This window comes from Mycobacterium hubeiense (genome assembly GCF_002838065.1).
Lineage (GTDB): Bacteria > Actinomycetota > Actinomycetes > Mycobacteriales > Mycobacteriaceae > Mycobacterium > Mycobacterium hubeiense.
Map to the genome: position 1 here is coordinate 1 of NZ_PIZU01000038.1, position 26,580 is coordinate 26,580.

The following is a 26,580-nucleotide window of genomic DNA, read 5'->3' on the forward strand; positions in this document are numbered from 1 at the left end:
TCAAGCCCCACATTTCGCAACAGCCCGCTCAGCGCGACTCAGCGCGCCCAAATCGTCTAGAGCTGGGTGACGTTCTCCGGGCCCCAGTAGGCCTTCATCGACGCGATCTTGCCCTCGTCGTCGAACGTCATCACGCTGATGATCTCGATGCGCATCCGGCCCGCGTCGCCGAGGTCGATGGTGAGCGCCCAGAAGTAGGCCGCTTCGTTGCCGAGCGCCCGCAACGTCACGACTTCGGTTTGGGCCTTGGCGTTTTCGATCGCGTTGTAGAAACCGCGTATCGCCGTGCGGCCGATGTGCACCTCTCCCCCGACGGGATCCTCGACGGTGGCGTCGTCGGCGTAGAGGTCGGCGACGCCGTCCGCGTCGCCCTTGGCGACCAGCTCGAGGTAGCGGTTGACGGTCTGGGTGATCTGCTCAGCCACGGGCCTCCGTGGCTGATCGAACGAATGCATGGCCGCGAGGCTACACGGCCGCGCCCAGCGCGTCGGCGAGTTCCCCGACGGTGGTGACGGGCAGATCGCACACCTTGCCACGGCAGACGTAGGCCGCGTCGGCACCGCCGACGCGGTCACGGTCGGCCAGCAGCGGCGACGAGTTCACCGCGCCGCCGACGACGATGGCGCCGCCGGGCGCCAATCGGCGCGCGGCGGCCAGCAGCTGCGAGTCGGCGGGATCGCAGGCCACCGCGATCTGAAGGGGTCCGCGCACCGCGGCCTCGGCGACGGCCAGCCAATGTCCGCCCGAGCGTGGCACCTTGGCGAGGATCGGCGTCGCAGTCGCCAGCGTGGCGTCGGCGGTAGCGGCGTAGCGTTCGCTGCCGGTCAGGTGCGCGGCAATCTGCAGGGCCTCCGCGATCAGCGATGCCCCCGACGGGGTGGCGCCGTCGAGCGGATCGGCGGGCCGCATCATCAGCCGCTCGGCGTCGTCGGCGGTGTCGAACCACCTGCCGGGGCGGTCGGGGTCGGCGAAGTGATCCAGCGCGATGTCGATCAGCCCGGTGGTCGGCGACAGCCAGGACGCCTCGCCGGTGAGCTGGTACAGCGTCAACAGGCCGGTGGCCAACGCCGCGTGGTCCTCCAGGATGGCGGCGCTGTCGCCGACGCGACCGCCGAGGCTGGCGCGGCGCAACCGCCCGTCGACGAGATGAAGATCCAGAAGCCGGCGGGCGCAACCCGTTGCGGCAGCCAGCAATTCGGGCGCATCCAACGCGACGCTGGCCTCGGCCAACGCCGTGATGGCCAAGCCGTTCCAGGCGGTGATGACCTTGTCGTCACGGCCCGGCTGGGGCCGTCTCAGCCGGGCGGCCAGCAGCGTCGTGCGCACCCGCTCGAACCGCTCAGCATCGGAAGGATCGGCCAGGAGTTGGAGCACCGAGCTGCCGTGCTCGAAGGTGCCGCTATCGGTGACATTGAAAACCGAAGCGGCCCAACGCCCGTCGTCGTCGCCCAGCACCTCACGCAGCTGCGCGGGCGTCCAGACGTAGGTCAGGCCCTCGCGGCCGTCGGCGTCGGCGTCCAGCGAGGACGTGAACATGCCGTCGGCGCCCAAGTCAGAGATGAGGAACCGGGCCGTCTCCCCAGCCACCTTGCGCGCCAACGGGTTCGACGTCCGTCGCGCCCAGTGCGCGTACACCCGCAGCAGCAGCGCATTGTCGTAGAGCATCTTCTCGAAGTGCGGCACCACCCACGACGCGTCGACGCTGTAGCGGGCGAATCCGCCGGCCAGCTGGTCGTAGATCCCGCCGCGGGCCATCGCCGTGCAGGTGCGCTCCACCGCTTCCAACGGAAGCACGTCGCCGGTGCGTTCGTGAGCGCGCAGCAGTGCCTCGAGCAACGCCGACGGCGGGAATTTCGGTGCACCGCCGAACCCGCCGCGTTCGACGTCCTCGTCGCGCAGCACGGTTGCCACGGCGTGATCGCATAACGCCGCCACCACCGGCGGCCCGCCGCCGGGCAGGCCCGAGGCCATCGACTGCAGTTCGGCGGCGATCTTGTCGGACGCCGCCTCGACTTCGGAACGGCGGCTACGCCAGGTCTCGGAGACGGCCTCGAGCAGCTGCAGGAAGTTCGATTTCGGGTAGTACGTGCCGCAGAAGAACGGCCGCCCGTCGGGAGTCAGGAAGCAGGTCATCGGCCAACCGCCCTGCCCGGTCAGCGCGACGGTGGCGGTCATGTAGACGGCGTCGATGTCGGGCCGCTCCTCGCGGTCGACCTTGATGCAGACGAAGCGGTCGTTCATCAACGCGGCGACGTCGTCGTCCTCGAACGACTCGTGGGCCATCACGTGGCACCAGTGGCAGGCGGCGTATCCGATCGACAACAGAATCGGCACGTCGCGCTGCGCCGCCTCGGCCAGCGCCTCGGGCGTCCACTGCCGCCAGTGCACCGGATTGTCGGCGTGCTGGCGCAGATACGGGCTGGTGGCCCCGCCGAGGGTGTTACCCGCCGGGCTCATTCTTGGGTCTCGTGTCATCGGGCTCGACCGTGCCCTCGTCGACGGCCTGATCGGGCTCGGGATGGTCGCGGTCGAAGGATTCCGGCAGGTTGCGCAGATGCCGGTTCATCGACCAGACCAGCAGGAACGTGCCGATGAGCAGCAGCACCACGATGACCAGCCCGAACGGGCTGGCCTTGCCGAAGTCCGGCCCGCGGCGTTGGTCCTCGGCCAGCAGGGTGACGGCGAGCATCAGAGCATCGGTCATGGCTCGATCCCCGCGAACAGGTCGGTTTCGGGTAGGGACACCGGAACCCGCGAACGGGCCAGTTCGAATTCCTCGGTGGGCCACAACCGTTGCTGCCACTCGATCGGCGCGTGGAAGAAATCGCCCGTCGGGTCGATCTGGGTGGCGTGGGCACGCAGCGCATCGTCACGCTGGGCGAAGTACTTGGCGCATTCGATGCGGGTGGTCACCCGTTTGGCGAACACGTCGTGCTCGGGATCCCAATGCTTGAGCCACTTTTCGAACGGACCCTGCTGGCCGTGCTTGGCGAACTCGTCCTGCAGCAGTTGCATCCGCTGGCGCAGGAAGCCGTGGTTGTAGTACAGCTTCGAGACCGCCCACGGCTCGCCGGCGTCGGGGAACATCCGGTAATCAGCGGCGGCTTCGTAGGCCGCGACCGACACCTGATGGCAGCGGATGTGGTCGGGGTGCGGGTAGCCGCCGTTCTCGTCGTAGGTGGTCATCACGTGCGGTTTGAATTCGCGGACCACCTTCACCAGCGCCTCGGTCGGCTGCTCCAGCGGCACCACCGCGAAGCAGCCCTCGGGCAGCGGCGGCGGCGGATCGCCCTCCGGCAGCCCGGAGTCCACGAAGCCCAGCCAGTGATGCTCGACGCCGAGGATCTCGGCGGCCTTGGCCATCTCGTCGCGGCGGATCTCGGCCATCCGGCCGTGGACCTCGGGCAGGTCCATGGCCGGATTGAGGATGTCGCCGCGTTCGCCGCCGGTCAGCGTCACGACCAGCACCCGCACGCCTTCGTCGGCGTAACGGGCCATAGTGGCGGCGCCCTTGCTGGACTCGTCGTCCGGGTGGGCATGCACCGCCATCAACCGCAGTTCACTCATTTCGTCTTATCCAACTACGGGGTCGCCTTACCTATGCCTTGCCGGGTGTTGTCCCGCTCTATAGTTCCAGTCCTGATGATCGAGCGCCCCGCCGCCCGCTACGGGCAACAACGACTGTCGCGGCGAACCCGCCGCTGGATCGTCGTCGGGCTGGCCGTCCTGGCGGCCGCGGCGGGCCTGACCATCGCGATCGTCGGCGCGCAGAGGCTGGGCAGCAGCGAAGTCGAGGGCGAACTCGGCGCGTACCGGCTCATCGACGACGAAACCGTAGAGGTGACGATCAGCGTCACGCGCGACGACCCGTCGCGGCCCGCGGTGTGCATCGTGCGGGCCCGCTCCATCGACGGCGGCGAAACCGGGCGTCGGGAGGTGCTGGTGCCGCCGTCGTCGCAGGCCACGGTGCAGGTGACGACGATCGTCAAATCCACCCGCCCGCCGGTTGTCGGCGACGTCTACGGCTGCGGCACCGACGTGCCGTCGTACCTGGTGGCGCCCTAACGCACAGCAAACGGCGGGCTGCCGTCGCGTAAAAACCCGCTGGCTGCGCGGTGGTAGCATGGTGCGATACACGGTTCCTGCTGGGACCGTGTATTGCTGCATTAGCGCGCGAATAGGCGCCTCGTTTGCGGCAATACATGCAACCCAGTTCCCCAGCAGCGACGGCATGAGACTTCTTACGCGAAAAGCGCGAGACGACGACAGGAGCGCGACGACATGACCGACACACAGGTCACCTGGCTGACCCAGGAGGCATACGACCGGCTGAAGGCAGAACTCGATCAGCTGATCGCCAACCGACCGGTCATCGCCGCCGAGATCAACGACCGCCGCGAAGAGGGCGACCTGCGCGAGAACGGCGGCTACCACGCCGCCCGCGAGGAGCAGGGCCAGCAGGAGGCCCGCATCCGCCAGCTGCAGGAGCTGCTGAACAACGCCAAGGTGGGCGAGGCGCCCAAGCAGTCCGGCGTCGCGCTGCCCGGCTCGGTCGTCACGGTCTACTACAACGACAACAAGAAGGACACCGAGACGTTCCTGATCGCCACCCGCCAGGAGGGCGTGTCCGACGGCAAGCTCGAGGTGTACTCGCCGAACTCCCCGCTGGGCGGCGCGCTGATCGACGCCAAGGAAGGCGAGACCCGCACGTACACGGTGCCCAACGGCAACACCGTCAAGGTGACGCTGGTCAAGGCCGAGCCCTACCACTCCTGACGCGGGCGGGTTTTGGCGCGGGTTACAGTCCCGCGTATGGCGCAGATCGCCGAGGACCTGTTTCTGCTGTTGCTGGACAACGCATCCGCACAGCCCGGTCTGGATCGACCACGCCGCGAGCGGGTGCTGACCGCGGCCGTGCTGCTGGACCTCGCGCACGCATGCCGGATTCGGCCCGCGATGGCGGGGGAACCGATTGAGGCGGGGATGCTGGTGGCGCTGGCGGCGCCCGGACCGATGGATCCCGTCGTCGAGCCGGCGTTTCAACTGCTGCTGCGACGTCCGCTGAAGCCGGAGACGGCCCTGGCCAAGCTGCGCAAGCACACCCAGGACAATTTGATCTCCTACCTCGAGGCGACGGGTCAGATTCGACGTGTTCGCTTGCAGTCCAAGCGTTTCAGCCGTCCATATGCCTGGCCGCTGACCAACCGGGACCGGGTGAGTGCGGCCCGCTCGGCGTTGCTGTCGGCGTTGTTCGACGGGCAGTCCCCGACGCCACCGACAGCGGCGATCATCTCGCTGCTGCATGCCGTCGACGGGCTGGGTGCGCTGCTGAGCCTCAACGATCGCGGCTGGCGATATGTGCACGCCCGCGCGACCGAAATCTCCACCGGCAGTTGGGTTGACGAGGAATCGATGGCGCTGCCGGAGATGAACCTTGCGATGACGACGGCGGTGGTGCGGTCAGCGCTGATGTGACCTTTGACCGCCAAGCAGTGAGACGTCAAGAGCCTAGCGCTTGGTCAAGGTCGGCCAGCAGGTCGGCGACGTCTTCGATGCCCACCGACAGCCGCACCAGATCATCGGGCACCTCCAGCTGCGAGCCCGCCGTCGACGCGTGCGTCATCGCACCGGGATGCTCGATCAACGACTCGACCCCGCCCAGCGACTCGGCGAGAATGAAAACCTTTGTGCGGGCGCATAAATCGCGTGCGGCTTGGATCCCGCCCCGCAGCCGCACCGAGACCATCCCACCGAACCCGCTCATCTGCTTGGCGGCGACGTCATGGCCGGGATGGCTGGGCAGCCCGGGGTAGAGCACCTTCTCGATCGCCGGATGCCCGTCGAGAAACTCCGCGACCAGCGCGGCGTTCTCGCTGTGCCGCTGCATGCGCAGCACCAGCGTCTTGAGCCCACGCATGGTCAGATACGCGTCGAACGGCCCCGGCACCGCGCCGGCGCCGTTCTGCAGGAAGCCGAACTTGGCGTCGAGTTCCTCGTCGTTGGTCAGCAGCGCGCCGCCCACCACATCGGAATGCCCGCCGATGTACTTCGTCGTCGAATGCAGCACGATGTCGGCACCCAACAGGAGCGGCTGCTGCAACGCCGGGGAAGCAAACGTGTTGTCCACCAACACCTTCGAGTTCGACGTCGCCGCGATCTGGGCGATCGCACCGATATCGGCGATTGACAGCAGCGGGTTGGTCGGCGTCTCCACCCAGATCAGCCTGGTGCGCGACGTGATCGCCACCCGCACAGCGTCGAGGTCCGACAGCGCCACGGGCGTGTAGCTGATCCCCCACTGCGTGAAGACCTTGTCGACGAGCCGGAAGGTGCCGCCGTAGGCGTCGTCGGGGATCACCACGTGGTCGCCGGGCCGCAGTATCGCGCGCAGCGCGCAGTCGGTGGCCGCCATTCCGGAGGAGAACGCCCGCCCGAACGCCGCCTCCTCCACCGCGGCCAGCGACGCCTCCAGCGCGGCGCGCGTGGGGTTGCCGGTGCGGGCGTACTCGTAGCCGCCCCGCAATCCGCCGACGCCGTCCTGGGCGAACGTCGAGCTGGCATAGATGGGGGCGTTGACGGCGCCGGTGCCCGGATCCGGCCGGAAACCGGCGTGGATGGCCTTGGTCGCCAGGCCTTTGTAGTCACTCATCCGGATCAGCGTAGCCAGGTGTAGACATAGGGCATGTCCACGCGTATCGAAGACCTGCTCGACCTCGACACCCTGCTGACGCCGGAGGACATTGAACTGCGCCAGACGGTGCGGCGATTCGGTGAGCAGCGGCTGCGCCCGCATGTCGCGGACTGGTTCGAGGCCGGCGAAGTTCCGGTTCGCGAGCTGGCGTCCGATCTCGGCAAGCTGGGGCTTTTGGGCATGCATCTGAAGGGGTACGGCTGCGGCGGCTCGACCGCCACCGCCTACGGGCTGGTGTGCCAGGAGCTCGAGGCCGTGGACAGCGGGCTGCGCAGCCTGGTGTCGGTGCAGGGCTCGCTGGCGATGTTCGCGATCTACAAGCACGGCAGCGAGGAGCAGCGCACGCAGTGGCTACCGGCGATGGCCACCGGCGACGTGATCGGCTGCTTCGGGCTGACCGAACCGGATTTCGGGTCGAACCCGGCGGGGATGCGCACGACGGCACGCCGCGACGGCTCCGACTGGAGTCTCAACGGCTCCAAGATGTGGATCACCAACGGCTCGGTCGCCGACATCGCCATCGTGTGGGCGCGGGCCGAAGAAGGGATTCTCGGCTTCGTAGTGCCTACCGACACGACGGGCTTCACCGGCCGGGAGATGAAGCACAAACTGTCGCTGCGGGCGTCGAACACCTCCGAATTGCACCTCGACGACGTCCGCCTGCCCGCCGACGCACAGCTGCCCGGCGCGCGGGGGTTGTCCGGACCGCTGAGCTGCTTGTCCGAAGCGCGGTTCGGGATTGTGTTCGGCGCTGTCGGCGCGGCCCGCGACTGCCTGCAGACCACACTGGACTATGTCGGGGTGCGCGAGGTGTTCGACAAGCCGCTGGCCGGATATCAGCTGACGCAAGCCAAGATCGCCGACATGGCCGTCGAACTGAGTAAGGCGCAGTTGCTGGCTTTGCATCTGGGCCGGCTCAAGGACGACGGACGCATCCGCCCCGAACAGGTCAGCGTCGGCAAGCTCAACAACGTGCGAGAGTCGCTCAAGATCGCCCGGGAGTGCCGAACGCTATTGGGCGCCAACGGGATCACGCTGGAGTACCCGGTGCTGCGGCACGCCAACAACCTGGAGTCGGTGCTGACCTACGAGGGCACCTCCGAGGTGCACCAGTTGGTGATCGGTGAAGCGCTGACGGGCGTCAGCGCTTTCCGCTGAGCCTCGTCACTGCTGCGGCGGCGGCGCCAGCGGCACACAGACCGTCGACATGATCTTGTCGGCCAGCGTCTGGCGCTTGGCGTCCCACAGCGGGAACAGGAAGCCGATGTAGCAGATGATCGCGTCGATGATGTGAGCCAGCTGCCGCACAATCGACAACCCGAAACCAATTGGTTGCCAGGTTCTTTCACTGACCACCTGGAACTTCATCACGGACTTGCCGATGCTCTGCCCGGTGGTGCCCTGCCGATAGCCCCAGTTCCACACCCAGTAGGCCAGCACCAGCAGGTAGGACAACACGTAGGCGATGATGCCGATGGCCGAGAAGTTCGACGTGCAATAGACGCCGTAGTCGTACTCCCCGCCGTTGGTCAGGCATTGATTGTCGGCGGTGCCGAACGCGATGCCCATGCCGATACCGGCGATGACCGCCGCGGGCAGGATGTCGACGATGTATCCGCCGACGCGGGTAATCCACGGCGTGTACGCCTCTTTCGGCAGCACCGGCGCGGGCGGTGGATAGCCCGGGAAACCCGGCGGCGGTGGTGGGTACCCGCCCGGTGGAGGCGGCGGCGGGTACCCGCCCTGCGGGGGTTGATCGGTCACGACGACCTCCCTACAGCGGCACGCAGACGGTGGTCACGATCTTGTCCACCAGAGTCTGACGCTTGGCATCCCACAGCGGGAACAGCACGGCGATGAGCCAGACGATGCCGAAGAACAGGCCAGCCACCATGTAGAGCAGCTGACGCACTACCGACGGGCCGAATCCAATTGGCTGCCCGGTCTTTTCGCTAATGATCTTGCACTTCATGACCGACTTGCCGATGCTCGAGCCGGTGGTGCCCTGTCGGTAGCCGTAGTTCCAGATCAGGTAGGCCAGCGCGATCGCCATACAGATGTAGAACGACACCAGGCCCAGAGTGGACGCGCCTTCGGCGCAGAACTCACCGAGGTCGTAGCCCGATGTGTCTGCGACGCAGACCGTTTCACGTGTGCCGGCGAGCATCCCCCAGCCGATGGCCTCGAGAATGAACACCGGGATCATGTCGATGAGGAACGCCAACACGCGGGTGAGCCACGGGGTGTAGGCCTCTGTCGGCAGCGCCTGGGGCGCCTGAGCGGGCGGGAATCCCGCGGCCTGCCCTGACGGCGGAGGTGGATACGCACCGCCCTGCGGCGGTGGTGGCGGCGGATAACCGCCGGGAGGAGGCGGGGGCGGTTGATCGGTCATGGACGCCTTCCAGTGATGAAGTTAGCTGGGAACGAGCGTGCTTACCCTACCTGAGAAGTCGCTGTCAGCAGGGGATCTCGCCCGAAGTCGTCCGCCGCCAGGCGCCAGGAATTCCGCCGCCGATTACCGGCGGGTGTTGCCCTCCGACAGGAATCCGAGCAGATCATGGCGGGTGATCACGCCGATCGGCTTACCGTCCTCGACGACCATCACCGCGTCGGATTCGCGCAACGCCTTCGCCGCGGTGCTCACCAGCTCGCCGGCGCCGATCAGCGGAAGCGGCGGGCTCATGTGCTGCGCGACGGCGTCGGCCAGCTTTGCCCTGCCCTCGAATACGGCTGAGAGCAACTCGCGTTCGGACACGCTGCCGGCCACCTCACCGGCCATCACCGGCGGCTCGGCACCGACCACCGGCATCTGCGATACGCCGTACTCACGCAGGATGCCGATCGCGTCGCGCACGGTCTCCGACGGATGGGTGTGCACCAGGTCCGGAAGCGCACCGGACTTGCCGCGCAACACATCCCCGACCGTCGACTCCTCGACGGAGCCGTCCAGCCTGCTGCGCAGGAAGCCGTACGACGACATCCACGCGTCGTTGAAAACCTTTGAGAGATAACCGCGTCCGCCGTCGGGCAGCAGCACCACCACCAACGCGTCGGGGCCGGCTTCGAGGGCCACCTTGTTCGCCGCCACCACGGCCATCCCGCATGATCCGCCGACCAGCAGCGCCTCCTCGCGGGCCAGCCGCCGGGTCATCTCGAACGAGTCGGCATCGGAGACCGCGATGATTTCATCGGGCACGGTCGGGTCGTACGCGGACGGCCAGAAGTCTTCGCCGACGCCCTCGACCAGATACGGCCGTCCGGTGCCGCCGGAGTACACCGATCCTTCGGGGTCGGCGCCGATGACGCGGACACGCCCGCCGGAGACCTCTTTGAGGTAGCGGCCCGCGCCGGTGATGGTGCCGCCGGTGCCGACGCCGGCCACGAAATGCGTCACCTTGCCGTCGGTGTCGTTCCAGATCTCCGGGCCGGTCGTCTCGTAGTGGCTGGCCGGTCCCATCGGGTTGGAGTACTGGTCGGGCTTCCATGCGCCGTCGATCTCGGTGACCAGCCGGTTGGAGACGCTGTAGTAGCTGTCCGGGTGGTCGGGGGGCACCGCCGTCGGGCACACCACGACGTCAGCGCCGTAGGCGCGCAACACATTTTGCTTGTCCTCGCTGACCTTGTCCGGGCAGACGAAGATGCATTTGTAGCCGCGCTGCTGCGCCACCAGGGCCAGCCCGACGCCGGTGTTGCCGGAGGTGGGTTCGACGATGGTGCCGCCGGGGCGCAGCTCACCGCTGGCTTCTGCGGCGTCGATCATCTTGACCGCGATGCGGTCCTTGGCGCTGCCGCCCGGGTTGAGGTATTCGATCTTGGCGGCGACGGTGCCCGCGCCGTCGGGAACAACCGAGTTCAGCTGCACCAGAGGGGTGTTGCCGATGAGCTCACTGACGTGCCGGGCGATCCGCATGTATCCATGGTCTCAGGCCCACAAAACGCCTACCAGGTGGCCTCGCGGATGTACTCGCCGATCTGCCGCAGCGAGCGCGTCGCCTCGGGCACCGCGGCGCCGGCGATCTGGAAGACGTGCATCTGACCCGGCCACACCCGCAGCTCGACGGGCACGCCCGCGGCGGCGAGCATGTGGGCTGCCTTGCGGGCGTCGCTCACCAGCGCCTCGGAGCCGGAGACGTGGATCAGAGTCCGCGGCAACCCAGGCTCGACGTGGTCCAGCGGCTCGTAGACCTCTTCGGCTTCGCCGTTGACGGTGGTGCGCTCGGCCGCCTCCTGCACCAGCTCCACCAGGGCGTCGAAGGCCTTGGGCGGGAACATCGCGTCGGTGCGGATGTTCGGGTGGTTCGCCCGGGTCTCGTTGTCGATTTCGAACAGCGGGGACATGGTGACGACGGCCGCGGGCGTCTCACCCGCGTAGCCCTCGTACTGCAGCCGCTGGGCCAACGCGAGCGCCAAGTATCCGCCCGCCGAATCGCCGGCCAGCACGATCTGGTCGGGGTCGTAGCCCTTCAGCCGCAGCCACTGGTAGGCGTCGTAGCAGTCGTCGAGCGCGGTACCGACCGAGTGCTTGGGGATCATCCGGTAGTTGACGACGAGCACGGGGCTGTCGGCGAACTTCGACAGGGTGTCGACGAGCCGGCCGTGGGTGTGAACACCACACGTGAGGAACGCCCCGCCGTGCATGTAGAGCACAACGCTGCGCTTGCCATCCGCAGGCAACACGCCAGCGGCGCGGACCAGCTGCGCAGTGCAGTTCGGCAACGCGATGGTGGCCCGGACACTTCCCGGAGTGGGCCGTAAAAGGCGGGCCGCAAAGTCCACCAGACCCCACGGCCAGGGCAGCCGGGGAGCGTAGCTGCCAATAGCCAGAGTTGGCCGAATTGTCAATAGCGCAGCTAATGAGGCAACCCTGGCCGCGACGCTGGGACCGTCCTCGACGACCTCTACGGGCGCGCCGTCACTGACCGGAAATCTGCGTGATTTATGCCCTCTAGCTGCGCTGATACCAGCACGAGGTGATCTTGACACCTTGCTCGGTGCGGTCATCGCCACCACTTCCTACGCCGTTGTAGTACCTGGGTGTGCCGGGTCGTTCAGCCAACCCGGGTAACTTAGCTTGACACTCTTAGCTCGTACAACAATCAATGAATCTGATTCGATACCGGACTGCCTCTCAGAGATACCGGAGTTGATACCGCACCGTGACCGCTGAATCGGCTTCGCCACGCTGAGAGGCCCCAAACTCGCACATAAAATGGCGGCGTGGGCTCACGCAGTCGCGCTCCCCGCGTCCGCACCATCGCTTTGGCGGCCGCGGCCACGCTCGCCTCGACAGGCTCCGCCTACGTCGGGGCCCGCAACCTGCTGAGCGGCCAAGCCGACCAGGCCCGTCGCGTCATCCCGAAAGCCTGGGACATCCCACCTCGCGCCGACGGCGTCTACAGCCCAGGTGGTGGCCCAGTGGAGCGGTGGTATCGCGGCGTGCCGTTCGACCTGCATCTGATGATCTTCGGCGACTCGACCGCCACGGGCTACGGCTGCCGAACTGCCGACGAGGTGCCCGGGGTGTTGATCGCGCGCGGGCTGGCCGAGCACTCCGGTAAGCGAATTCGGTTGAGCACCAAGGCCATTGTCGGCGCGACGTCGAAAGGTTTGTCGGGCCAGGTCGACGCGATGTTCGTCGCGGGCCCGCCGCCGGATGCAGCGGTGATCATGGTCGGCGCCAACGACATCACCAAACCCAACGGCATCGGGCCGTCGGCGCGCCGGCTGGGCCGAGCGGTGCGACGGCTTCGGGACGCCGGCGCCGTCGTCGTCGTCGGGACGTGCCCCGATTTCGGCGTGATCACCGCAATCCCGCAGCCCTTGCGCTGGGTGGCGCGCAGCCGAGGTCTGCGGCTGGCGCGCGCCCAGGCGGCGGCCGTGCGTGCGGCGGGCGGGGTGCCGGTGCCGCTGGCGGATCTGGTGTCGCGGGAATTCCTCAAGGCGCCGGAGATCCTGTTCTCCGACGACATGTTTCACCCGTCGGCGGCCGGATACGCATTGGCGGCCGAGCAGCTGCTGCCCGCGTTGTGCAATGCGCTGGGCGAGTGCCACGGCGACGACGAGACCGAGTCGCCGTTCACATCGCGCATCCCCGACACGTCGTCGCTGCTGGACCGGGTCGGCTTGAGCCGGCTGTGGCGGCGCTCGACTGGGGTCCCCGCACCTGTGGTGTAGGGGAGGGTCCCCGCGCCCGTCGTCGCGCCCGCCAGCTAGGTTCGTTCCTAGATTTTTCGCAAGCCCTAGGAGCCGTCATGCCTGAAGCCGTCATCGTCTCGACCGCGCGTTCGCCTATCGGCCGCGCCGCCAAGGGGTCGCTGGTCGACATGCGGCCCGACGACCTGGCCGCGCAGATGGTGCGCGCCGCGCTGGACAAGGTGCCCGCGCTGGATCCCCGCGAGATCGACGACCTGATGATGGGTTGCGGGCAGCCCGGCGGCGAGGCGGGTTTCAACATCGGCCGGGCCGTGGCAGTCGAGCTGGGTTACGACTTCTTGCCCGGCACCACCGTCAACCGGTACTGCTCGTCGTCGCTGCAGACCACCCGGATGGCGTTCCACGCGATCAAGGCCGGCGAAGGCAGCGCGTTCATTTCCGCTGGCGTGGAGACGGTTTCGCGGTTCGGCAAGGGCACCTCAGATGGCATGCCCGACACCAAGAATCCGAAGTTCGCCGACGCGATGGCGCGCTCGGATCAGGCGGCGGCCGGCGCCGACGAATGGCACGACCCGCGCGAGGACGGCCTGCTGCCCGATGTGTACATCGCGATGGGCCAGACCGCCGAGAACGTCGCACTGCTCACCGGCATCAGCCGTGAGGACCAGGACCACTGGGGGGTGCGGTCGCAGAACCGTGCCGAGGAGGCCATCAACAGCGGCTTCTTCGAGCGGGAGATCTCGCCGGTGACCCTGCCCGACGGGTCGGTGGTGTCGAAGGACGACGGCCCGCGGCCGGGGACCACCTACGAGAAGATCAGCCAGCTCAAGCCGGTGTTCCGGCCGAACGGCACGGTGACGGCGGGCAATGCCTGCCCGCTGAACGACGGCGCCGCGGCGGTGATCGTGATGAGCGATGAGAAGGCCAAGGCGCTGGGGCTGACGCCGTTGGCGCGCATTGTCGCGACAGGCGTTTCCGGGCTGTCGCCGGAGATCATGGGCCTGGGGCCGATCGAGGCGACGCGCAAGGCGCTGGCCAATGCCGGCATGTCGATCGGCGATATCGACCTGTTCGAGATCAACGAGGCGTTCGCGGTGCAGGTGCTGGGCTCGGCGCGCGAGCTGGGCATCGACGAGGATCGGTTGAATGTGTCCGGCGGCGCGATCGCGCTGGGTCACCCGTTCGGCATGACGGGTGCGCGGATCACGGCCACGCTGCTGAACAATCTGCAGACCCACGACAAGACGTTCGGGCTCGAGACCATGTGTGTGGGCGGCGGCCAGGGCATGGCGATGATCGTGGAACGACTGGCGTAGCCAGCGTTCCACAATCATCAGTCGCCGAGACTGCGTACAGATCGCGAATTTTCGAAAAATCGCGATCTCACCGCAGTCTCGAGGCCCATGCGCGTTCCACGCGGGCAAGAATTGCAGGTTCTCGGTCGCGGCCGACGACTCGAATCATCTTCCATCGGAGAAAGTTCAGGTCCTCGTATCGAGTGATGTCGTAGTCGTATCGGGGCTTGTCGACCCGATGGTGATCTCCCTCGTACTCGACGCCCACTTTTATGTCCGCCCAACCCATATCAATGCGGTACTTGCGCCGTCCGTCGGGACTCCACACCGGGATTTGCGTTTGCGGGCGTGGATAACCTGCGCGAATTAGCAAGAGCCGCAACCATGTTTCCTTCGGAGACTCCGCGCCGGCGTCGTAGAGGTCAAGCCCAGCCCGCAATTGGCGCAAACCGCGCGCGCCGGGATGACGCTCCGCGACCGCCAAAACATCATCGATCTTGAAGCCGGTGGCATTGCCCAACGCGTCGAGGCGAGCGACCGCCTCGTCGAGACGACCCCGGCGACCAATGTCGAATGCCGTGCGCTCGACGGTAGTGACCGGCAGGCTAGCGACCAAGCAACGCTCTTCTGTGTAAAGCGTCCAGTCGTGAGTCCGCAATCCGCGCGGGGCCCGGGCGTTTGACCACACCAGTTCGATCGGCAGCAGGTCGTCCACCCATTGCGCGCCGTGCATCGCCGACGCTGTCAATCCCGCGATCACGCCTTGTCTGCGCGACCATAGCCAGCCTGCGTGGGCGCGGGTCCCGAGCGTCAGTGCTACGTCTTCGGCTATGTAGACGTCAGGAAACAATGCCCGGAAATGGGCCCGCAGTTGATGTTTCTTCAGCAGTCCGTTCGCGATCGCTACACTGCCGATGAACGGTTGGTGATCCCCCACCGATCCAGCATCGCCGACCCCAGCCCCCCGACACTGCACTGAGATCGCGAGCTGTGGATAAATCGCGATCTGTACGCAGTCTCGGCGAAAAAGTCAACGAAAAAGCCCGGGCCGTGGCCCGGGCTTTTTCGTTGCTGCGGCTATTCGCTCTGGAAGTAACTGAGCAGTCGCAGGATTTCGATGTACAGCCAGACCAGCGTCACGGTCAGGCCCAGGGCAACGCCCCACGCGGCCTTCTCCGGAGCGCCGGCGCGGATCATCTGGTCGGCGGCGTCGAAGTCGATCAGGAACGAGAACGCCGCCAGGCCGATGCACACCAGCGAGAAGATGATCGCCAGCGCGCCACCGCTACGCAGGCCCAGGCCCTCACCGCCGCCGACGCCGAACATCGCCAGCACGAAGTTGCCGAGCATCAGCACGAGCACGCCGAACAGGCCCGCGACGATCATGCGGGTGAACTTCGGCGTCACGCGGATGGCGCCGGTCTTGTAGACGACGAGCATGCCGAAGAACACGCCGATCGTGCCGAGCACCGCCTGGCTGATCAACGCTCCGGCGTTGGCGCCCGACACCACGACGTTGGCCAGGATGAACGAGAACGCTCCGAGGAACAGGCCCTCGAGCGCGGCGTAGCTGAGCACAATCGCCGGGTTGTCCTGCTTCCGGCCGAACGTGGCGATCAACACCAAAGCCAAGCCACCGAGCGCGCCCACCAGGGTGAACGGCATCGCCAGCGACAGGTTTTGAGCGACCAGGAAGTACGACGCCACCGCAACGGCAGACAGCACGGCCAGCGTGATGCCGGTCTTGGTGACGACGTCGTCGATCGTCATCGGCCGGGCGACGCCGGTCTGCTCGGGAGTTACATATGGCTGAGCATGAACTTGCTGGGCACCGTAGCCGGCGGCTCCGGTACCAAATGTTGCGTATCCGCCCTGCTTTGGCAGGGAGCGAAATACCGGGTTGCTGGTCTCGCGCACCGTCGGATCCTCTCCATGTGCTGTTGCTCGCCCACTGACGAACAATTTCTCAACGAACAGCATCGCTGACGTAGTTCCCGCCAGCGCATATCGAGGCAAAACATTACCTGGCGAGCACCGCAGACGGGCGACGTTCTACATTGCATACCCGTGACCGAAAAAAACGAGGACATCCTAGTAACTGTCGAGAACGGCGTCGGCCTCGTGACCCTGAACAGGCCGAAGGCGATCAATTCGCTGACCCACGGCATGGTCACCGCGCTGGCGGAGGCACTCACCGAGTGGGAGCGCGACGAGCGCGTCCACACCGTCTTGCTGCGCGGCGCGGGTGAGCGCGGCCTGTGCGCGGGCGGTGACATCGTCGCGATCTACCACAGCGCGCAGGCCGACGGGTCCGAAGCGCGCCAGTTCTGGTACGACGAGTACCTGCTCAACGCCGAGATCGCCCGCTACCCCAAGCCGTATGTGGCATTGATGGACGGCATCGTGATGGGCGGCGGCGTCGGCGTCGGCGCGCACGCCCGCGAGCGCATCGTCACCGACACCACCAAGATGGCCATGCCCGAAGTCGGTATCGGATTTATCCCCGACGTCGGCGGCACCTATCTGCTCGCACGCGCGCCCGGCTTGCTCGGCCTGCACGCCGCGCTGACCGGCGCCCCGTTCGACGGCGCCGACGCCATCGCCATGGGATTCGCCGACCACTACGTCCCCCACGAGAAGCTGGGCGAGCTCACCGACGCCATTGTCGCCGACGGGCTCGACGCGGCGCTGGCCAAGTACGCCGTCGAGCCGCCCGCCAGTCAGCTTGCGGCGCAACGAGATTGGATCGACGAATGTTACGCCGGCGACACCGTCGCCGACATCGTCGCCGCCCTGCGCGGACGCGACCAAAAGCCGGCCAACGAGGCCGCCGACCTCATCGCCACCCGCTCGCCCATCGCGGTGTGCGTCGCATTGGAGGCCGTGCGCCGCGCCGCCAAGCTCGACACGCTGGAAGACGCACTGCGCCAGGAGTATCGGACGTCGTGCGCGGCGCTGCGCTCCCCTGACCTCGTCGAGGGCATCCGGGCGCAGGTGATCGACAAGGACCGCAACCCGAAATGGTCGCCGGCATCGCTGGCGGACGTCACCCCCGCCGACGTGGATGCCTACTTCGCGCCGGCCGACCGCGAATTGGAGCTGCCATGACCCAGAACTACGAGACCATCCTCGTCACGCGCGACGAGCGCGTCGCCACCATCACCCTGAACCGGCCCAAGGCGCTCAACGCGCTTAACAGCCAGGTGATGAACGAAGTCACCACCGCCGCAGCCGAATTCGACGCGGACCCAGGTGTCGGCGCGATCATCATCACCGGCAACGAGAAGGCGTTCGCCGCGGGCGCCGACATCAAGGAGATGGCGAGCCTGCGCTTCGCCGACGTCTTCGCGGCCGATTTCTTCGCCCAGTGGTCGAAATTCGCCGCCACCCGCACCCCCACGATCGCCGCGGTCGCCGGATATGCCCTCGGTGGTGGCTGCGAGCTGGCGATGATGTGCGATCTGCTGATCGCCGCCGACACCGCGAAATTCGGCCAGCCCGAGATCAAGCTCGGCGTGCTGCCCGGCATGGGCGGTTCCCAGCGGCTGACCCGCGCCATCGGCAAGGCGAAGGCGATGGATCTGATCCTGACCGGACGCAACATGGACGCCGAGGAAGCCGAACGCGCCGGCCTGGTGTCCCGCGTCGTACCCGCCGACAAGCTGCTCGACGAGGCCAACGCGGTCGCCAAGACCATTGCCGGCATGTCGCTGTCGGCGTCGCGGATGGCCAAGGAGGCCGTCAACCGTGCGTTCGAAACCACGCTCGCCGAGGGTCTGCTCTACGAGCGCAGGCTGTTCCACTCGGCGTTCGCCACCGACGACCAGACCGAGGGCATGAACGCCTTCACTGAGAAACGGCCACCGAACTTCACCCACCGCTAAAGTTCTTCCGTGACCGGCGCCCTCGAAACAACCGAAGAAGTACCGCCCGAAACAACGCCCGCCGCCGAAGCGTGGTGGGTGCGGCATTACACCTTCTTCGGCACCGCCGTCGGTCTGGTGTTCCTCTGGTTCTCGCTGACGCCGTCGCTGCTGCCGCGCGGGCCGCTGTTCCAGGGACTGGTCAGCGGGGCAGCCGGCGCGATCGGCTACGGCCTCGGCGTCTTCGGCGTCTGGCTGGTGCGTTACATGCGGTCCAAGGACACCAGCCCGCCCGCGCCGCGGTGGGCGTGGCTCGCGCTCGTCGTGGTGGGCATTCTCGGCACCATCGGCATGATCGTCTGGTTCCACGTCTGGCAGGACGACGTCCGCGACCTCATGGGCGTGCCGCGGCTGGGGTTCTGGGACCATCCGCTCACCGCGGTGCTGTCGATCGTCGTGCTGTTCGTGCTCGTCGAAATCGGACAGGCGGTCGGCAAGCTGGTGCGATATTTGACCCGTCAGCTCAATCGCTTTGCCCCGCCGCGGGTTTCGGCGGTCGTCGTGGTGGTGCTGCTGGTCGCATTGAGCATTGCTTTGCTCAACGGTGTGGTGGTCCGGTTCGCAATGAGCACCCTGAACAACACCTTCGAGACGGTGAACGACGAGACCGACCCGGACTTCCCGGCGCCGACGTCACGGCTGCGCTCGGGCGGCCCGGAATCCCTTGTCAGTTGGGAGTCGCTCGGTCATCAGGGCCGCATCTTCGTCGCGGCCGGCCCGACGGTCGAGGAGCTGTCCGCATTCAACGGAGCGCCCGCGGTGGAGCCCATCCGCGCCTACGCCGGACTGAATTCCGCCGACGGCATCAAGGCCACCGCCGAATTGGCGGCCAGGGAGCTGGTGCGCACCGGTGGGCTGGACCGCGACGTGGTCGCCGTCGCGACCACCACCGGCACCGGCTGGATCAACGAGGCCGAAGCGTCGGCGTTGGAGTACATGTACAACGGCGACACCGCGATCGTGTCGATGCAGTACTCGTTCCTGCCGAGCTGGCTGTCGTTCTTGGTGGACAAGGAGAATGCGCGCCAGGCCGGGCAGGCGTTGTTCGAAGCGGTCGACGCGCTGGTGCGCGAAATGCCCGAGGCGCAGCGGCCCAAGGTCGTGGTGTTCGGCGAGAGCCTGGGTTCGTTCGGCGGCGAGGCGCCGTTCCTGGCGCTCAACAACCTGGTGGCCCGCACCGACGGCGCATTGTTCAGCGGGCCGACGTTCAACAACACCATCTGGACCGAACTGACCCGCACCCGCGACGCCGGGTCACCCATGTGGCTGCCGATCTACGACAAAGGTGAGAACGTCCGGTTTGTCGCACGGCCGGAGAACCTCGGCCGGCCCGAGGAACCGTGGGCCACACCGCGGGCGGTGTATTTACAACACGCCTCCGATCCGATCGCGTGGTGGAACCCGGATCTGCTGTTCGCCGAACCGGATTGGCTGAAGGAGCCACGCGGTTACGACGTATCGCCGCGCATGCAGTGGATCCCGGTGGTGACGTTCCTGCAGGTCTCCGCCGACATGGCGGTGGCGGTCGACGTACCCGACGGCCACGGCCACGTCTACGTCAAAGACGTGGCCAACGGGTGGGCGGCGGTGTTGCAGCCGCCGGGCTGGACACCGGCGAAGACGGAGAAGCTGCGGCCCATCCTGCATCCCGACGACTAACGGGTTAGCGAATTCACCTGCGCCAGCACAGCTTTCAGTGCGTGATACCCGCCGATGACGTCGGTGGCCCGGTGCAGCCCGAGATCGAGCAGCGAGGCCGCGGCCAGGCTCGAGGTGTAGCCCTGCGAGCACAGCAGCACCCACTCGACGTCGTCGTCGACGGCCTGCCGCAGCCGGGCATCCGACGTCGGATCGCAGCGCCACTCCAGCACATTGCGTTCGATCACCAGCGCGTCGGGGACGACGCCCTCCCGTGCGCGCTGCGCGGCAGGGCGGATGTCGACGAGCACCGCGCCACGGGCCAGCGCCGCGGGAACCTCCTGCGCATCCAGGCGACGCAGGCGGGTGCGGGCGGCTTCGAGTAGGGCATCGATGCGGCTGGGCATTTCAGTTTCCCTCCGGTGCGTCAGTCAGCTCGGTGCGCTTGCGGCGCAGCGTGTTTCGCTCTGTCACCTGGTAGTAGGACATCGCCGTCAACGGCGGCGAATAGGCGTGCACGCTGAGCGTCGGCCACGGCGCCGGGTCGGGCGCCCAGACCACATCGTGCACCCACCCGAGCGGAAAGCCGGCCTGATCGCCGGCCACCAGCCGTCGGCGTCGCAACGCCGCACCGTCCCAACGGGTTTCGGCCAGCGCACCGGAAACCACCGTCAGCGCGCCGAGCGAGCCGCCGTGGTCGTGCAGTTCGGTCGCGCGCTCGGGCACCCAACTGATCAACCAGACGTCGAGTTCGTCGTCACCGTAAAGCCTTGTGAACCAGCGATCGTCGGTGGGCAGGCCGCCGGCGGGCAGCAGCCGGTCATAGCGGCCGGACAGCACGTCGTCGGCACCGCGGTCGGTCGCCTGCATCAGATCGGGCAGCCGCAGCCGGGTGGGCGCCGAAACAGCAGCGGGCAACGCGGCAGAAAGAGTGGAAACCATGGACGGACTCCAGAGAACGGACGGATAGGGGCGGGCACTCTCAGGCCCGACAACACTCCCTAAACCCGGTCCGCTGCGTCACGGCCGCCAGTGTTGCATAGATTGTCGGCATGCGCAGGTACCTCCTCGGCACCCTCACTGCGGCTTGTGCGGTCCTCGCGGCCTGCTCTACGGGGACTGACAGCGAGCCGACACCGGCCCCGGCCACCACCACCCAGACGTCCGAGACGCACAAGCCGGCACCTGGCGCGGTCGAGGTCTCCCCCGGCGGTGTGACGACGGCCATCGGCGCGGACGCCGACTCCACCGAAGACGAGTACTTCCAGGCCTGCAAGGCCGCCAAGGACTGGATGGACCAGCAGGGCGGTGACCGCAAATCGCAGATCGAGCCGTATCTGCAGACGCTGCAGGCGCCCGACGCGACCCCTGGGCCCGCGACCTTCAACGAGCCGTGGGCGCAGTTGTCGCCGGCCCGGCAGGCCGCGGTGATCGTCGCGGTGCAGGCGGCCGCCGACGAGCTCTGCGGCTAAGAATCACGCTGGGCGCAATGTCGGCGATGCCCATGCGAGTGGGCCTTGGCTGCGTCGAATGTGCGCTGGCTGCGGGATTTCTCGCGGCGCGACGCGGTGGGCGCACACTGGACGCTGTGGGCGCACACTCGAGGCGTCGAGGCTATGAGGCGTCCGAGCCACCCTGCGCGGCGATCCACTCCCGGCCGCGGGCTGCGGCGGTGTCGACGGCTTCGAAAGCCACATCGGTCCCCGGCACGATGCCGTCCTCGCCGACGATGTCGGTGATGCCGCCCCGTTGGAAGATCTCGGCGGTGGCCGAGTCCACCCCCGCGATGTACAGCCGGCCGTTGTGGGATTTCAGGCCGTCGGCCCACCGGCGCAATGCCTTGATCGCCACCGACGACGGCACGTCGGGCAGGGCACGCAGACTGAGTACGACGACGGCGTTGCGCGAGCCGTCCACTTTGGGCCATTCCTCGTCGATACGGGCCACCTCGGCGAACAGCCCGACGCCCTGGTAGTGCAGCACGGTCACATCGTTGTCTGCGACGCGGTCCGGCACCGGCGCGATCCGCCATCCGCCGTCGCTAGGCTGCAGCGCCACCAATTGAGCCGCCTGCGAGGCCTTGACGCAGTAGAGCACCAGCGACGTGACGACACCGATGAAGATCGCGATGTGCAGCGGCAGTTGGGTGGTCGCCAGGAAGGTGATCACCATCGCGATGGCGGACAGCGGCGCAACCCGGAACACCATCTTGATGTCCGCCCATCGCCCGGTCACCAGCTCGATCCCGATCACCAGAATCAGCCCGCCGATCACCGGCATCGGAATGATCTCGGCCACCGAGCCGACCAGCAGCACCAGCAGCAGAAGCCAGATGCCGGCGAAGATGCCCGCCCAGCGGGTCTGCGCCCCCGCAGAAGTGGCGACGCCGGTTCGCGACAACGACCCGCCGGTGGGCAGCGCCCCGAAGAGCCCGCCGGTGACGTTGGCCGCGCCCTGCGCCATGAAGTCCCCGTTCATGTTGCTGCGGCTGCCGTCGGGGTTGGGCACCGCCGCTGAGATGCCGGCGGCCTGAGCGAGCGCGACCAGGGCGACCGCCACACCGCCGATCACCAACTCCGGCATGGCGCCGACGTTCGGAAGGGTCAGCGGGGGAAGCGAATTCGCGATGGACGCGATATTGCCGACGGTCTCGACCTCGATCCTCGCGATCGCCACCACCGCGGTGACCACCACGAGTGCGATCAGAATGGCGAAAGATTCCAGCGGTTTGATGAAGTGGAACACCGCCCACACCGCAACGGTGCCCAGCGCGACAGCCACCGCGGCGACTTCCCACTGCCCGACATGCGCGAACGCGTCGATGAACTTGCCGATGGTGTTGCCGCTCTCGGGCCGATAGCCGGTGGCGTCGTGCAGCACCCCGGCGATGATCTGCAGGGCGATGCCGGTCGAAAAGCCGGTCATCACCGCATTGGAGACGAAGTTCATGATCGCGCCGAACCGCAGCAGCCCGAAGAGCAGCATCACCGCGCCGACGACGATGGCCAGCGCGGCGATATTGGCCGGGTCAGTCGGATCGAGGCCGGCGTCGTCCAGCACGCTGCGCGAGGTCAGCGCGATGGCGCTGGTCAACGTTGTCACCATCAACACGGTGCGCGCGAACAGCGAGCCGATGATGCCGGGCACCATGCCCGCATAAAGCCCCGCAACGGGATTAAACCCGCCGATGCTCGCGTAGGCCATGCCCTCGGGTATGGAGAACAGTCCGGTCACCAGGCCGGAAACCGCGTCACGGGGTCGCGGGCGCCCGAGACCCTTCATTGCGCTTCGCAGCTTCGATGGTGCGGTCACGCTGAACAACCTTGCCATTGTGGGGCGCGCGCCGGGCGATACTTGCGCAGTGAAGGTCCTGAGCCCGGCGATTTCTCCCTATCGACGCCCGTGGTTGCGCACCGACGTGCTGGCCGGACTCGCTACCGGTGCTGTCGTGATTCCGCAGGCAATGGCCTACGCGACGGTGGCGAAAATGCCCGTGCAGATTGGGCTTTACACCTGCATGGTGCCGCTGGTGGTGTACGCGTTCATCGGATGTTCACGCACCGCGAGCGTCACCACCACGTCGACGATCGCCACGCTGACCGCCTCGACGATGATCGGCGCGGGCATCGCGGCGGGCTCGCCCGACGCGCAATCGCACCTGATCACGCTGACCCTGCTGGTCGGTGTTTTCCTGTTGATCGCCCGGTTGCTGCGGCTCGGCTCGGTCATCGAGAATGTCAGCGAAGCAACGCTGACCGGGATCAAGGTCGGCGTCGGGCTCACCGTCGCGGTGGCGCAGTTGCCCAAACTGCTGGGCGTTACCGAGAATCCGTCGGCCACCGGGTTCTTCGGGATGCTGTGGTCGGCGGTGCGTCAAATCGGCGACGCCAACCTGGTGACCGTGGCCGTATCGATCGTCAGCGTCACGCTGCTGTTGCTGATCGGTAGGTTTGCCCCGCTGGTGCCCGGCCCGCTGGTCGTGGTGGTGCTGGGTATTGGGTTGGCGGCCTTCGGCGGGCTGCCGTCGATGGGCGTTGCGCTGATACCTGAAGTGCCGCAGGGTATTCCGCTGCCCGGTTTACCGGCCCTCGATCATATCGGCCAGCTTGTTCCGGGCGCGCTGGCCATTGCGTTGATGGCGTTTCTGGAGACTGCGGCGGTGGCTCGCGGTGTTCGGCGTGCCGACGAACCACCGATCGACGCCGACAGGGAGCTGTCCGCCAATGGCCTTGCGGCAGTTCTCGGTTCGTTCTTCCACAGCCTGCCTCCGGCGGGCGGCTTCTCGCAAACCGGGATGAATTTGCGTGCCGGTGCGCGGACCCAGGTGTCCGGGCTGGTGACCGCCCTGCTGGCGGTCTTCGTGGCACTGTTTTTGGCGCCGGTGCTCAGCAACCTGCCGCAGGCCACGCTCGGCGCGATGGTGGTGGTGGCGGTGCTGGGTCTGGTCGATATCGGGGCGCTGGCCCGGCTGTACCGGTTCGACAAGGTGGAGTTCACGCTCGCAGTGATCGTCGCGGTGTTCGGGCTGACGGTCGGGCTGTTGCCTGCCGTCGCCGTGGGCGTGTTGCTGACGCTCTATCTGGTGTTGCGGGAACTCAACCAATCGCACGTCGTAGCGCTGATCGATGGCCGGGCCGCCGATCCGGACGCAGCGGTGGTGCCGGCCGACCCGCTGGTGCTGCGGTTCCAAATCGGTTTGTACGCCGCGAATCTGCGGACCAACACCGCGGCGGTGCAGCGTCTGGCCACTGAGCAGGATCCTCGGCCGACGGCCGTGGTGCTGGATCTGTCCCGGTTGCCGCGGGTGAGCACGACGGTGCTGGACGGGTGGCGAGACATGGAATCCGCCTTGGCCGACGCCGGTATCGAGGTGCGCTACGCCGCGATGCGCCCCGGCGTGCATGACATGGCCCGACGCTGGCCGTGGTGGGCAGAAGTGGAGGCGCAGGGCCGCTACTTCGACACCGTCGCGGCGGCCGTCGCGCGAGAATAGGCCCATGGCTGGCACTCGCGTCGCGCTTGCCCTGGGCAGCGGTGGCGCGCGCGGCTACGCCCACATCGGGGTGATCAACGAGCTGCGAGCCCGCGGCTACGACATCGTCGGGATCGCGGGGTCGTCGATGGGCGCGCTCGTCGGCGGGTTGCAGGCGGCGGGCAAACTCGACGAATTCGCCGACTGGGCAAAGTCATTGACCCAACGCGCGGTGCTGCGGCTGCTCGACCCGTCGATCACCGCGGCCGGGGTGCTGCGGGCGGAGAAGATCCTCGACGCCGTCCGCGAGATCGTCGGCGACGTCACCATCGAGCAGCTGCCGATCCCCTACACCGCCGTGTCGACGGACCTGATCGCCGGCAAGTCGGTGTGGCTGCAGCGCGGTCCGCTCGACGCGGCGATCCGCGCGTCGATCGCGATCCCGGGCGTCATCGCCCCGCATGTGCTCGACGGCCGATTGCTGGCCGACGGAGGCATCCTCGATCCGTTGCCGATGGCGCCGATCGCCGCCGTCAACGCCGACCTCACCATCGCGGTCAGCCTGGCCGGGAGCGAGGCGGGCGGCCGCGAGGAGCCCGTCGACGCCGAGCCTCGGGCGAGGGCCGAGTGGCTCAGCCGGATGTGGCGCAGCACCGCGTCAATGCTCGACAACCTGGACAGCCCCGCCGCCCGCGCCGTGCTGGACACGCCGACTGCGCGGTCCATGTTGAGCCGGTTCGGCGGCAACCCCGACGGGGACAGCGACGAGGAGCTCGTCGACGCCGCCAAGGAGATGCCGCTGCCGAAGCTGCGCAGCTTCGACGTGATGAACCGCACCATCGATATCGCGCAGGCCGCGCTGGCGCGCCACACGCTGGCCGGCTACCCGCCCGACGTGCTGATCGAAGTGCCCCGCACCGTCTGCCGCAGCCTGGATTTCCACCGCGCCGCCGAGGTCATCGACGTCGGCCATGATTTGGCGGCTGCGGTGCTCGATGCCAGGGACACCACCGAGACGCCCGCTCCGGAAGGCTGACTCAGCCGGCAAGAAATTGCGCGACGGCGGCGGCCTCGCGTCGGCCCTGCTCCCGACCGGCCAGCGCCGACGGCACCCGGCACGCCGGATCGAGCGGATTGGCGCCGAATGCGTCCAGCGACTCGTCGTCGGCGAACACCCCGAAGGCCCGGCCGCCGCAGGCTTCGATTTCCTTGGCCACACCCGCGCCGAACGGTGACGGCGCCGAGCGGCCCGACGGCACCAGCGCCACCGCGGTGCCGCAGTCGCCGGCCAGCACCATGTTGACGCTGCTGCCGATGCCGCCGTCCATGTAGCGGCGGCCGTCGATGGTCACCGGCGGCCAGACGCCGGGCACCGCGCAGCTGGCGGCGACCGCGTCGACCAGGCCGACGCCGGAGTCCGCATCGAAGACGACGAGTTCGCCGGTGGCGGTGTCGATCGCCGAGATGCGAAGGACCCGGTCCGGCCAGTCGTGCGACGGCAGTCGGCGCGCGATCACGTCGCGGCGCACGGACTCGTCGACGGTCGGGGTGGACAGCGCGATCTCGCCGATGCGCTGCAGCTTCTGGGCGGTGGACGTGTTCGGCTCCATCATCGCGGCGACGAACATCTCGGTGATCTCGTCGACGCCGATGCGGGGGTTGATCTCGACCGAGGACGCCGCGATCTGTCGCTCGTAGAGCGCGTCGAGGTCCAGCCCGCTACTCAGCTGGGCGGCCACCGTGGAGCCGGCTGACGTGCCCACCAGCACGTCGGATTCCAACAGGGCTTTCGCCGTCTCCGGCGATTCGTCGGCGATTCCCCGCAGAATGCCGGTCTCCCAGGCGATTCCCGCGATGCCGCCGCCCGCGAGCACCAGTGCATGTTTGGTAGTCACGGGCTTCGAGTGT

General features: G+C 67.6%; 27 protein-coding genes. 12 read left to right on the plus strand and 15 right to left on the minus strand.

Translation table 11 applies throughout. The features are described 5' to 3' along the window. Window positions 1-56: 56 nt before the first annotated feature. The 4 genes from CWS39_RS22695 to mca are packed head-to-tail and all read right to left on the minus strand — an operon-like array spanning window position 57 to window position 3,567. Complete coding sequence (locus CWS39_RS22695; protein WP_102145160.1) at window positions 57-455, minus strand: SgcJ/EcaC family oxidoreductase; 399 nt, start codon at window positions 453-455, stop codon at window positions 57-59. Between the two features lie 10 nt (window positions 456-465). Continuing rightward, window positions 466-2,457, minus strand: a complete 1,992-nt coding sequence (locus tag CWS39_RS22700) for a thioredoxin domain-containing protein (RefSeq protein ID WP_102145161.1) — start codon at window positions 2,455-2,457, stop codon at window positions 466-468. Next, a complete protein-coding gene (locus CWS39_RS22705; RefSeq protein WP_102145162.1) occupies window positions 2,441-2,704 on the minus strand; it encodes a hypothetical protein in 264 nt (87 codons plus the stop codon). Before CWS39_RS22705 ends, CWS39_RS22700 begins: the two co-directional genes overlap by 17 nt. Beyond that, a complete protein-coding gene (gene mca, locus CWS39_RS22710; protein WP_102145163.1) occupies window positions 2,701-3,567 on the minus strand; it encodes a mycothiol conjugate amidase Mca in 867 nt (288 codons plus the stop codon). The genes CWS39_RS22705 and mca overlap by 4 nt, the downstream gene beginning before the upstream one ends. Before the next feature lie 75 nt (window positions 3,568-3,642). Between mca and CWS39_RS22715 the strand changes: the two genes are divergently transcribed. The 3 genes from CWS39_RS22715 to CWS39_RS22725 all read left to right on the plus strand — a co-directional run bounded on the left by CWS39_RS22715 (window position 3,643) and on the right by CWS39_RS22725 (window position 5,475). After that, window positions 3,643-4,065: a DUF4307 domain-containing protein gene (locus CWS39_RS22715; protein ID WP_102145164.1), complete on the plus strand. Its 423-nt coding sequence runs from the start codon at window positions 3,643-3,645 to the stop codon at window positions 4,063-4,065. Window positions 4,066-4,281: 216 nt separating this feature from the next. Continuing rightward, window positions 4,282-4,776 carry a transcription elongation factor GreA gene (gene greA, locus CWS39_RS22720; protein ID WP_102145165.1) on the plus strand — a complete coding sequence of 165 codons (495 nt, stop codon included), beginning with the start codon at window positions 4,282-4,284 and terminating at the stop codon, window positions 4,774-4,776. Between the two features lie 36 nt (window positions 4,777-4,812). Beyond that, window positions 4,813-5,475 (plus strand): GOLPH3/VPS74 family protein, encoded by a 663-nt coding sequence (locus tag CWS39_RS22725; protein WP_102145166.1) that lies wholly within the window; start codon window positions 4,813-4,815, stop codon window positions 5,473-5,475. Window positions 5,476-5,500: 25 nt separating this feature from the next. On the opposite strand, the gene CWS39_RS22730 is transcribed toward CWS39_RS22725, so the two are convergent. Beyond that, a complete protein-coding gene (locus CWS39_RS22730; protein WP_102145167.1) occupies window positions 5,501-6,649 on the minus strand; it encodes a cystathionine gamma-synthase in 1,149 nt (382 codons plus the stop codon). 33 nt (window positions 6,650-6,682) lie between these two features. Between CWS39_RS22730 and CWS39_RS22735 the strand changes: the two genes are divergently transcribed. Next, window positions 6,683-7,849 (plus strand): acyl-CoA dehydrogenase family protein, encoded by a 1,167-nt coding sequence (locus tag CWS39_RS22735; RefSeq protein WP_102145168.1) that lies wholly within the window; start codon window positions 6,683-6,685, stop codon window positions 7,847-7,849. 6 nt (window positions 7,850-7,855) lie between these two features. On the opposite strand, the gene CWS39_RS22740 is transcribed toward CWS39_RS22735, so the two are convergent. The 4 genes from CWS39_RS22740 to CWS39_RS22755 all read right to left on the minus strand — a co-directional run bounded on the left by CWS39_RS22740 (window position 7,856) and on the right by CWS39_RS22755 (window position 11,692). Next, window positions 7,856-8,455 (minus strand): RDD family protein, encoded by a 600-nt coding sequence (locus CWS39_RS22740; RefSeq protein ID WP_102145169.1) that lies wholly within the window; start codon window positions 8,453-8,455, stop codon window positions 7,856-7,858. Between the two features lie 10 nt (window positions 8,456-8,465). Then, window positions 8,466-9,083: an RDD family protein gene (locus CWS39_RS22745; protein ID WP_102145170.1), complete on the minus strand. Its 618-nt coding sequence runs from the start codon at window positions 9,081-9,083 to the stop codon at window positions 8,466-8,468. Window positions 9,084-9,206: 123 nt separating this feature from the next. After that, window positions 9,207-10,601: a cystathionine beta-synthase gene (locus CWS39_RS22750; protein ID WP_102145171.1), complete on the minus strand. Its 1,395-nt coding sequence runs from the start codon at window positions 10,599-10,601 to the stop codon at window positions 9,207-9,209. Window positions 10,602-10,630: 29 nt separating this feature from the next. Next, complete coding sequence (locus tag CWS39_RS22755) at window positions 10,631-11,692, minus strand: alpha/beta hydrolase (protein WP_102145197.1); 1,062 nt, start codon at window positions 11,690-11,692, stop codon at window positions 10,631-10,633. A 216-nt stretch (window positions 11,693-11,908) separates the two neighbouring features. Between CWS39_RS22755 and CWS39_RS22760 the strand changes: the two genes are divergently transcribed. Then, window positions 11,909-12,865 carry an SGNH/GDSL hydrolase family protein gene (locus tag CWS39_RS22760; RefSeq protein ID WP_102145172.1) on the plus strand — a complete coding sequence of 319 codons (957 nt, stop codon included), beginning with the start codon at window positions 11,909-11,911 and terminating at the stop codon, window positions 12,863-12,865. Window positions 12,866-12,942: 77 nt separating this feature from the next. Then, on the plus strand, window positions 12,943-14,160 hold the full coding sequence (locus tag CWS39_RS22765) for an acetyl-CoA C-acetyltransferase (protein ID WP_102145173.1): 1,218 nt from the start codon (window positions 12,943-12,945) through the stop codon (window positions 14,158-14,160). Window positions 14,161-14,227: 67 nt separating this feature from the next. On the opposite strand, the gene CWS39_RS22770 is transcribed toward CWS39_RS22765, so the two are convergent. Together CWS39_RS22770 and CWS39_RS22775 are read right to left on the minus strand one after the other, a co-directional pair. Beyond that, on the minus strand, window positions 14,228-15,076 hold the full coding sequence (locus CWS39_RS22770; protein ID WP_102145174.1) for a hypothetical protein: 849 nt from the start codon (window positions 15,074-15,076) through the stop codon (window positions 14,228-14,230). Window positions 15,077-15,216: 140 nt separating this feature from the next. Then, window positions 15,217-16,056, minus strand: coding sequence for a Bax inhibitor-1/YccA family protein (locus CWS39_RS22775; protein WP_102145198.1), 840 nt, complete (start codon window positions 16,054-16,056; stop codon window positions 15,217-15,219). 150 nt (window positions 16,057-16,206) lie between these two features. On the opposite strand from CWS39_RS22775, the gene CWS39_RS22780 reads away from it, so the two are divergent. The 3 genes from CWS39_RS22780 to CWS39_RS22790 are packed head-to-tail and all read left to right on the plus strand — an operon-like array spanning window position 16,207 to window position 19,721. Next, a complete protein-coding gene (locus tag CWS39_RS22780; protein WP_102145175.1) occupies window positions 16,207-17,247 on the plus strand; it encodes an enoyl-CoA hydratase/isomerase family protein in 1,041 nt (346 codons plus the stop codon). Further along, window positions 17,244-18,023, plus strand: coding sequence for an enoyl-CoA hydratase (locus CWS39_RS22785; protein WP_102145176.1), 780 nt, complete (start codon window positions 17,244-17,246; stop codon window positions 18,021-18,023). The genes CWS39_RS22780 and CWS39_RS22785 overlap by 4 nt, the downstream gene beginning before the upstream one ends. A 9-nt stretch (window positions 18,024-18,032) precedes the next feature. Further along, window positions 18,033-19,721 (plus strand): alpha/beta hydrolase, encoded by a 1,689-nt coding sequence (locus tag CWS39_RS22790; RefSeq protein WP_102145177.1) that lies wholly within the window; start codon window positions 18,033-18,035, stop codon window positions 19,719-19,721. On the opposite strand, the gene CWS39_RS22795 is transcribed toward CWS39_RS22790, so the two are convergent. Next, the gene (locus CWS39_RS22795) at window positions 19,718-20,107 is read right to left on the minus strand and encodes a rhodanese-like domain-containing protein (RefSeq protein ID WP_102145178.1); all 390 of its coding nucleotides are present in this window, start codon (window positions 20,105-20,107) and stop codon (window positions 19,718-19,720) included. The genes CWS39_RS22790 and CWS39_RS22795 overlap by 4 nt on opposite strands. Before the next feature lies 1 nt (window position 20,108). Further along, a complete protein-coding gene (locus CWS39_RS22800) occupies window positions 20,109-20,642 on the minus strand; it encodes a cysteine dioxygenase (RefSeq protein WP_102145179.1) in 534 nt (177 codons plus the stop codon). Between the two features lie 110 nt (window positions 20,643-20,752). On the opposite strand from CWS39_RS22800, the gene lpqV reads away from it, so the two are divergent. Beyond that, window positions 20,753-21,172, plus strand: coding sequence for a lipoprotein LpqV (gene lpqV, locus CWS39_RS22805; RefSeq protein ID WP_102145180.1), 420 nt, complete (start codon window positions 20,753-20,755; stop codon window positions 21,170-21,172). A gap of 142 nt (window positions 21,173-21,314) precedes the next feature. On the opposite strand, the gene CWS39_RS22810 is transcribed toward lpqV, so the two are convergent. Continuing rightward, window positions 21,315-23,012 (minus strand): SulP family inorganic anion transporter, encoded by a 1,698-nt coding sequence (locus CWS39_RS22810; protein WP_233213638.1) that lies wholly within the window; start codon window positions 23,010-23,012, stop codon window positions 21,315-21,317. A gap of 49 nt (window positions 23,013-23,061) precedes the next feature. On the opposite strand from CWS39_RS22810, the gene CWS39_RS22815 reads away from it, so the two are divergent. Both CWS39_RS22815 and CWS39_RS22820 read left to right on the plus strand, forming a co-directional pair. Beyond that, window positions 23,062-24,693 (plus strand): SulP family inorganic anion transporter, encoded by a 1,632-nt coding sequence (locus CWS39_RS22815; RefSeq protein WP_233213639.1) that lies wholly within the window; start codon window positions 23,062-23,064, stop codon window positions 24,691-24,693. A 4-nt stretch (window positions 24,694-24,697) separates the two neighbouring features. Further along, the gene (locus tag CWS39_RS22820; protein WP_102145183.1) at window positions 24,698-25,708 is read left to right on the plus strand and encodes a patatin-like phospholipase family protein; all 1,011 of its coding nucleotides are present in this window, start codon (window positions 24,698-24,700) and stop codon (window positions 25,706-25,708) included. A 1-nt stretch (window position 25,709) separates the two neighbouring features. Here CWS39_RS22820 and CWS39_RS22825 read toward each other — a convergent pair whose 3' ends face one another. Then, window positions 25,710-26,567 carry a patatin-like phospholipase family protein gene (locus CWS39_RS22825; RefSeq protein ID WP_102145199.1) on the minus strand — a complete coding sequence of 286 codons (858 nt, stop codon included), beginning with the start codon at window positions 26,565-26,567 and terminating at the stop codon, window positions 25,710-25,712. Window positions 26,568-26,580 lie beyond the last annotated feature (13 nt).

What these genes read in the sequence shown, in the direction of transcription:
- CWS39_RS22705 (WP_102145162.1), bottom strand. Translation starts at nt 2,704, where the DNA reads ATGACCGATGCTCTGATGCTCGCCGTCACCCTGCTGGCCGAGGACCAA.
- CWS39_RS22730 (WP_102145167.1), bottom strand. Translation starts at nt 6,649, where the DNA reads ATGAGTGACTACAAAGGCCTGGCGACCAAGGCCATCCACGCCGGTTTC.
- CWS39_RS22795 (WP_102145178.1), bottom strand. Translation starts at nt 20,107, where the DNA reads ATGCCCAGCCGCATCGATGCCCTACTCGAAGCCGCCCGCACCCGCCTG.
- CWS39_RS22800 (WP_102145179.1), bottom strand. Translation starts at nt 20,642, where the DNA reads ATGGTTTCCACTCTTTCTGCCGCGTTGCCCGCTGCTGTTTCGGCGCCC.
- CWS39_RS22745 (WP_102145170.1), bottom strand. Translation starts at nt 9,083, where the DNA reads ATGACCGATCAACCGCCCCCGCCTCCTCCCGGCGGTTATCCGCCGCCA.
- CWS39_RS22695 (WP_102145160.1), bottom strand. Translation starts at nt 455, where the DNA reads ATGCATTCGTTCGATCAGCCACGGAGGCCCGTGGCTGAGCAGATCACC.
- CWS39_RS22765 (WP_102145173.1), top strand. Translation starts at nt 12,943, where the DNA reads ATGCCTGAAGCCGTCATCGTCTCGACCGCGCGTTCGCCTATCGGCCGC.
- greA (WP_102145165.1), top strand. Translation starts at nt 4,282, where the DNA reads ATGACCGACACACAGGTCACCTGGCTGACCCAGGAGGCATACGACCGG.
- CWS39_RS22750 (WP_102145171.1), bottom strand. Translation starts at nt 10,601, where the DNA reads ATGCGGATCGCCCGGCACGTCAGTGAGCTCATCGGCAACACCCCTCTG.
- mca (WP_102145163.1), bottom strand. Translation starts at nt 3,567, where the DNA reads ATGAGTGAACTGCGGTTGATGGCGGTGCATGCCCACCCGGACGACGAG.
- CWS39_RS22735 (WP_102145168.1), top strand. Translation starts at nt 6,683, where the DNA reads ATGTCCACGCGTATCGAAGACCTGCTCGACCTCGACACCCTGCTGACG.
- CWS39_RS22820 (WP_102145183.1), top strand. Translation starts at nt 24,698, where the DNA reads ATGGCTGGCACTCGCGTCGCGCTTGCCCTGGGCAGCGGTGGCGCGCGC.
- lpqV (WP_102145180.1), top strand. Translation starts at nt 20,753, where the DNA reads ATGCGCAGGTACCTCCTCGGCACCCTCACTGCGGCTTGTGCGGTCCTC.
- CWS39_RS22715 (WP_102145164.1), top strand. Translation starts at nt 3,643, where the DNA reads ATGATCGAGCGCCCCGCCGCCCGCTACGGGCAACAACGACTGTCGCGG.
- CWS39_RS22755 (WP_102145197.1), bottom strand. Translation starts at nt 11,692, where the DNA reads ATGACCGCACCGAGCAAGGTGTCAAGATCACCTCGTGCTGGTATCAGC.
- CWS39_RS22785 (WP_102145176.1), top strand. Translation starts at nt 17,244, where the DNA reads ATGACCCAGAACTACGAGACCATCCTCGTCACGCGCGACGAGCGCGTC.
- CWS39_RS22725 (WP_102145166.1), top strand. Translation starts at nt 4,813, where the DNA reads ATGGCGCAGATCGCCGAGGACCTGTTTCTGCTGTTGCTGGACAACGCA.
- CWS39_RS22700 (WP_102145161.1), bottom strand. Translation starts at nt 2,457, where the DNA reads ATGAGCCCGGCGGGTAACACCCTCGGCGGGGCCACCAGCCCGTATCTG.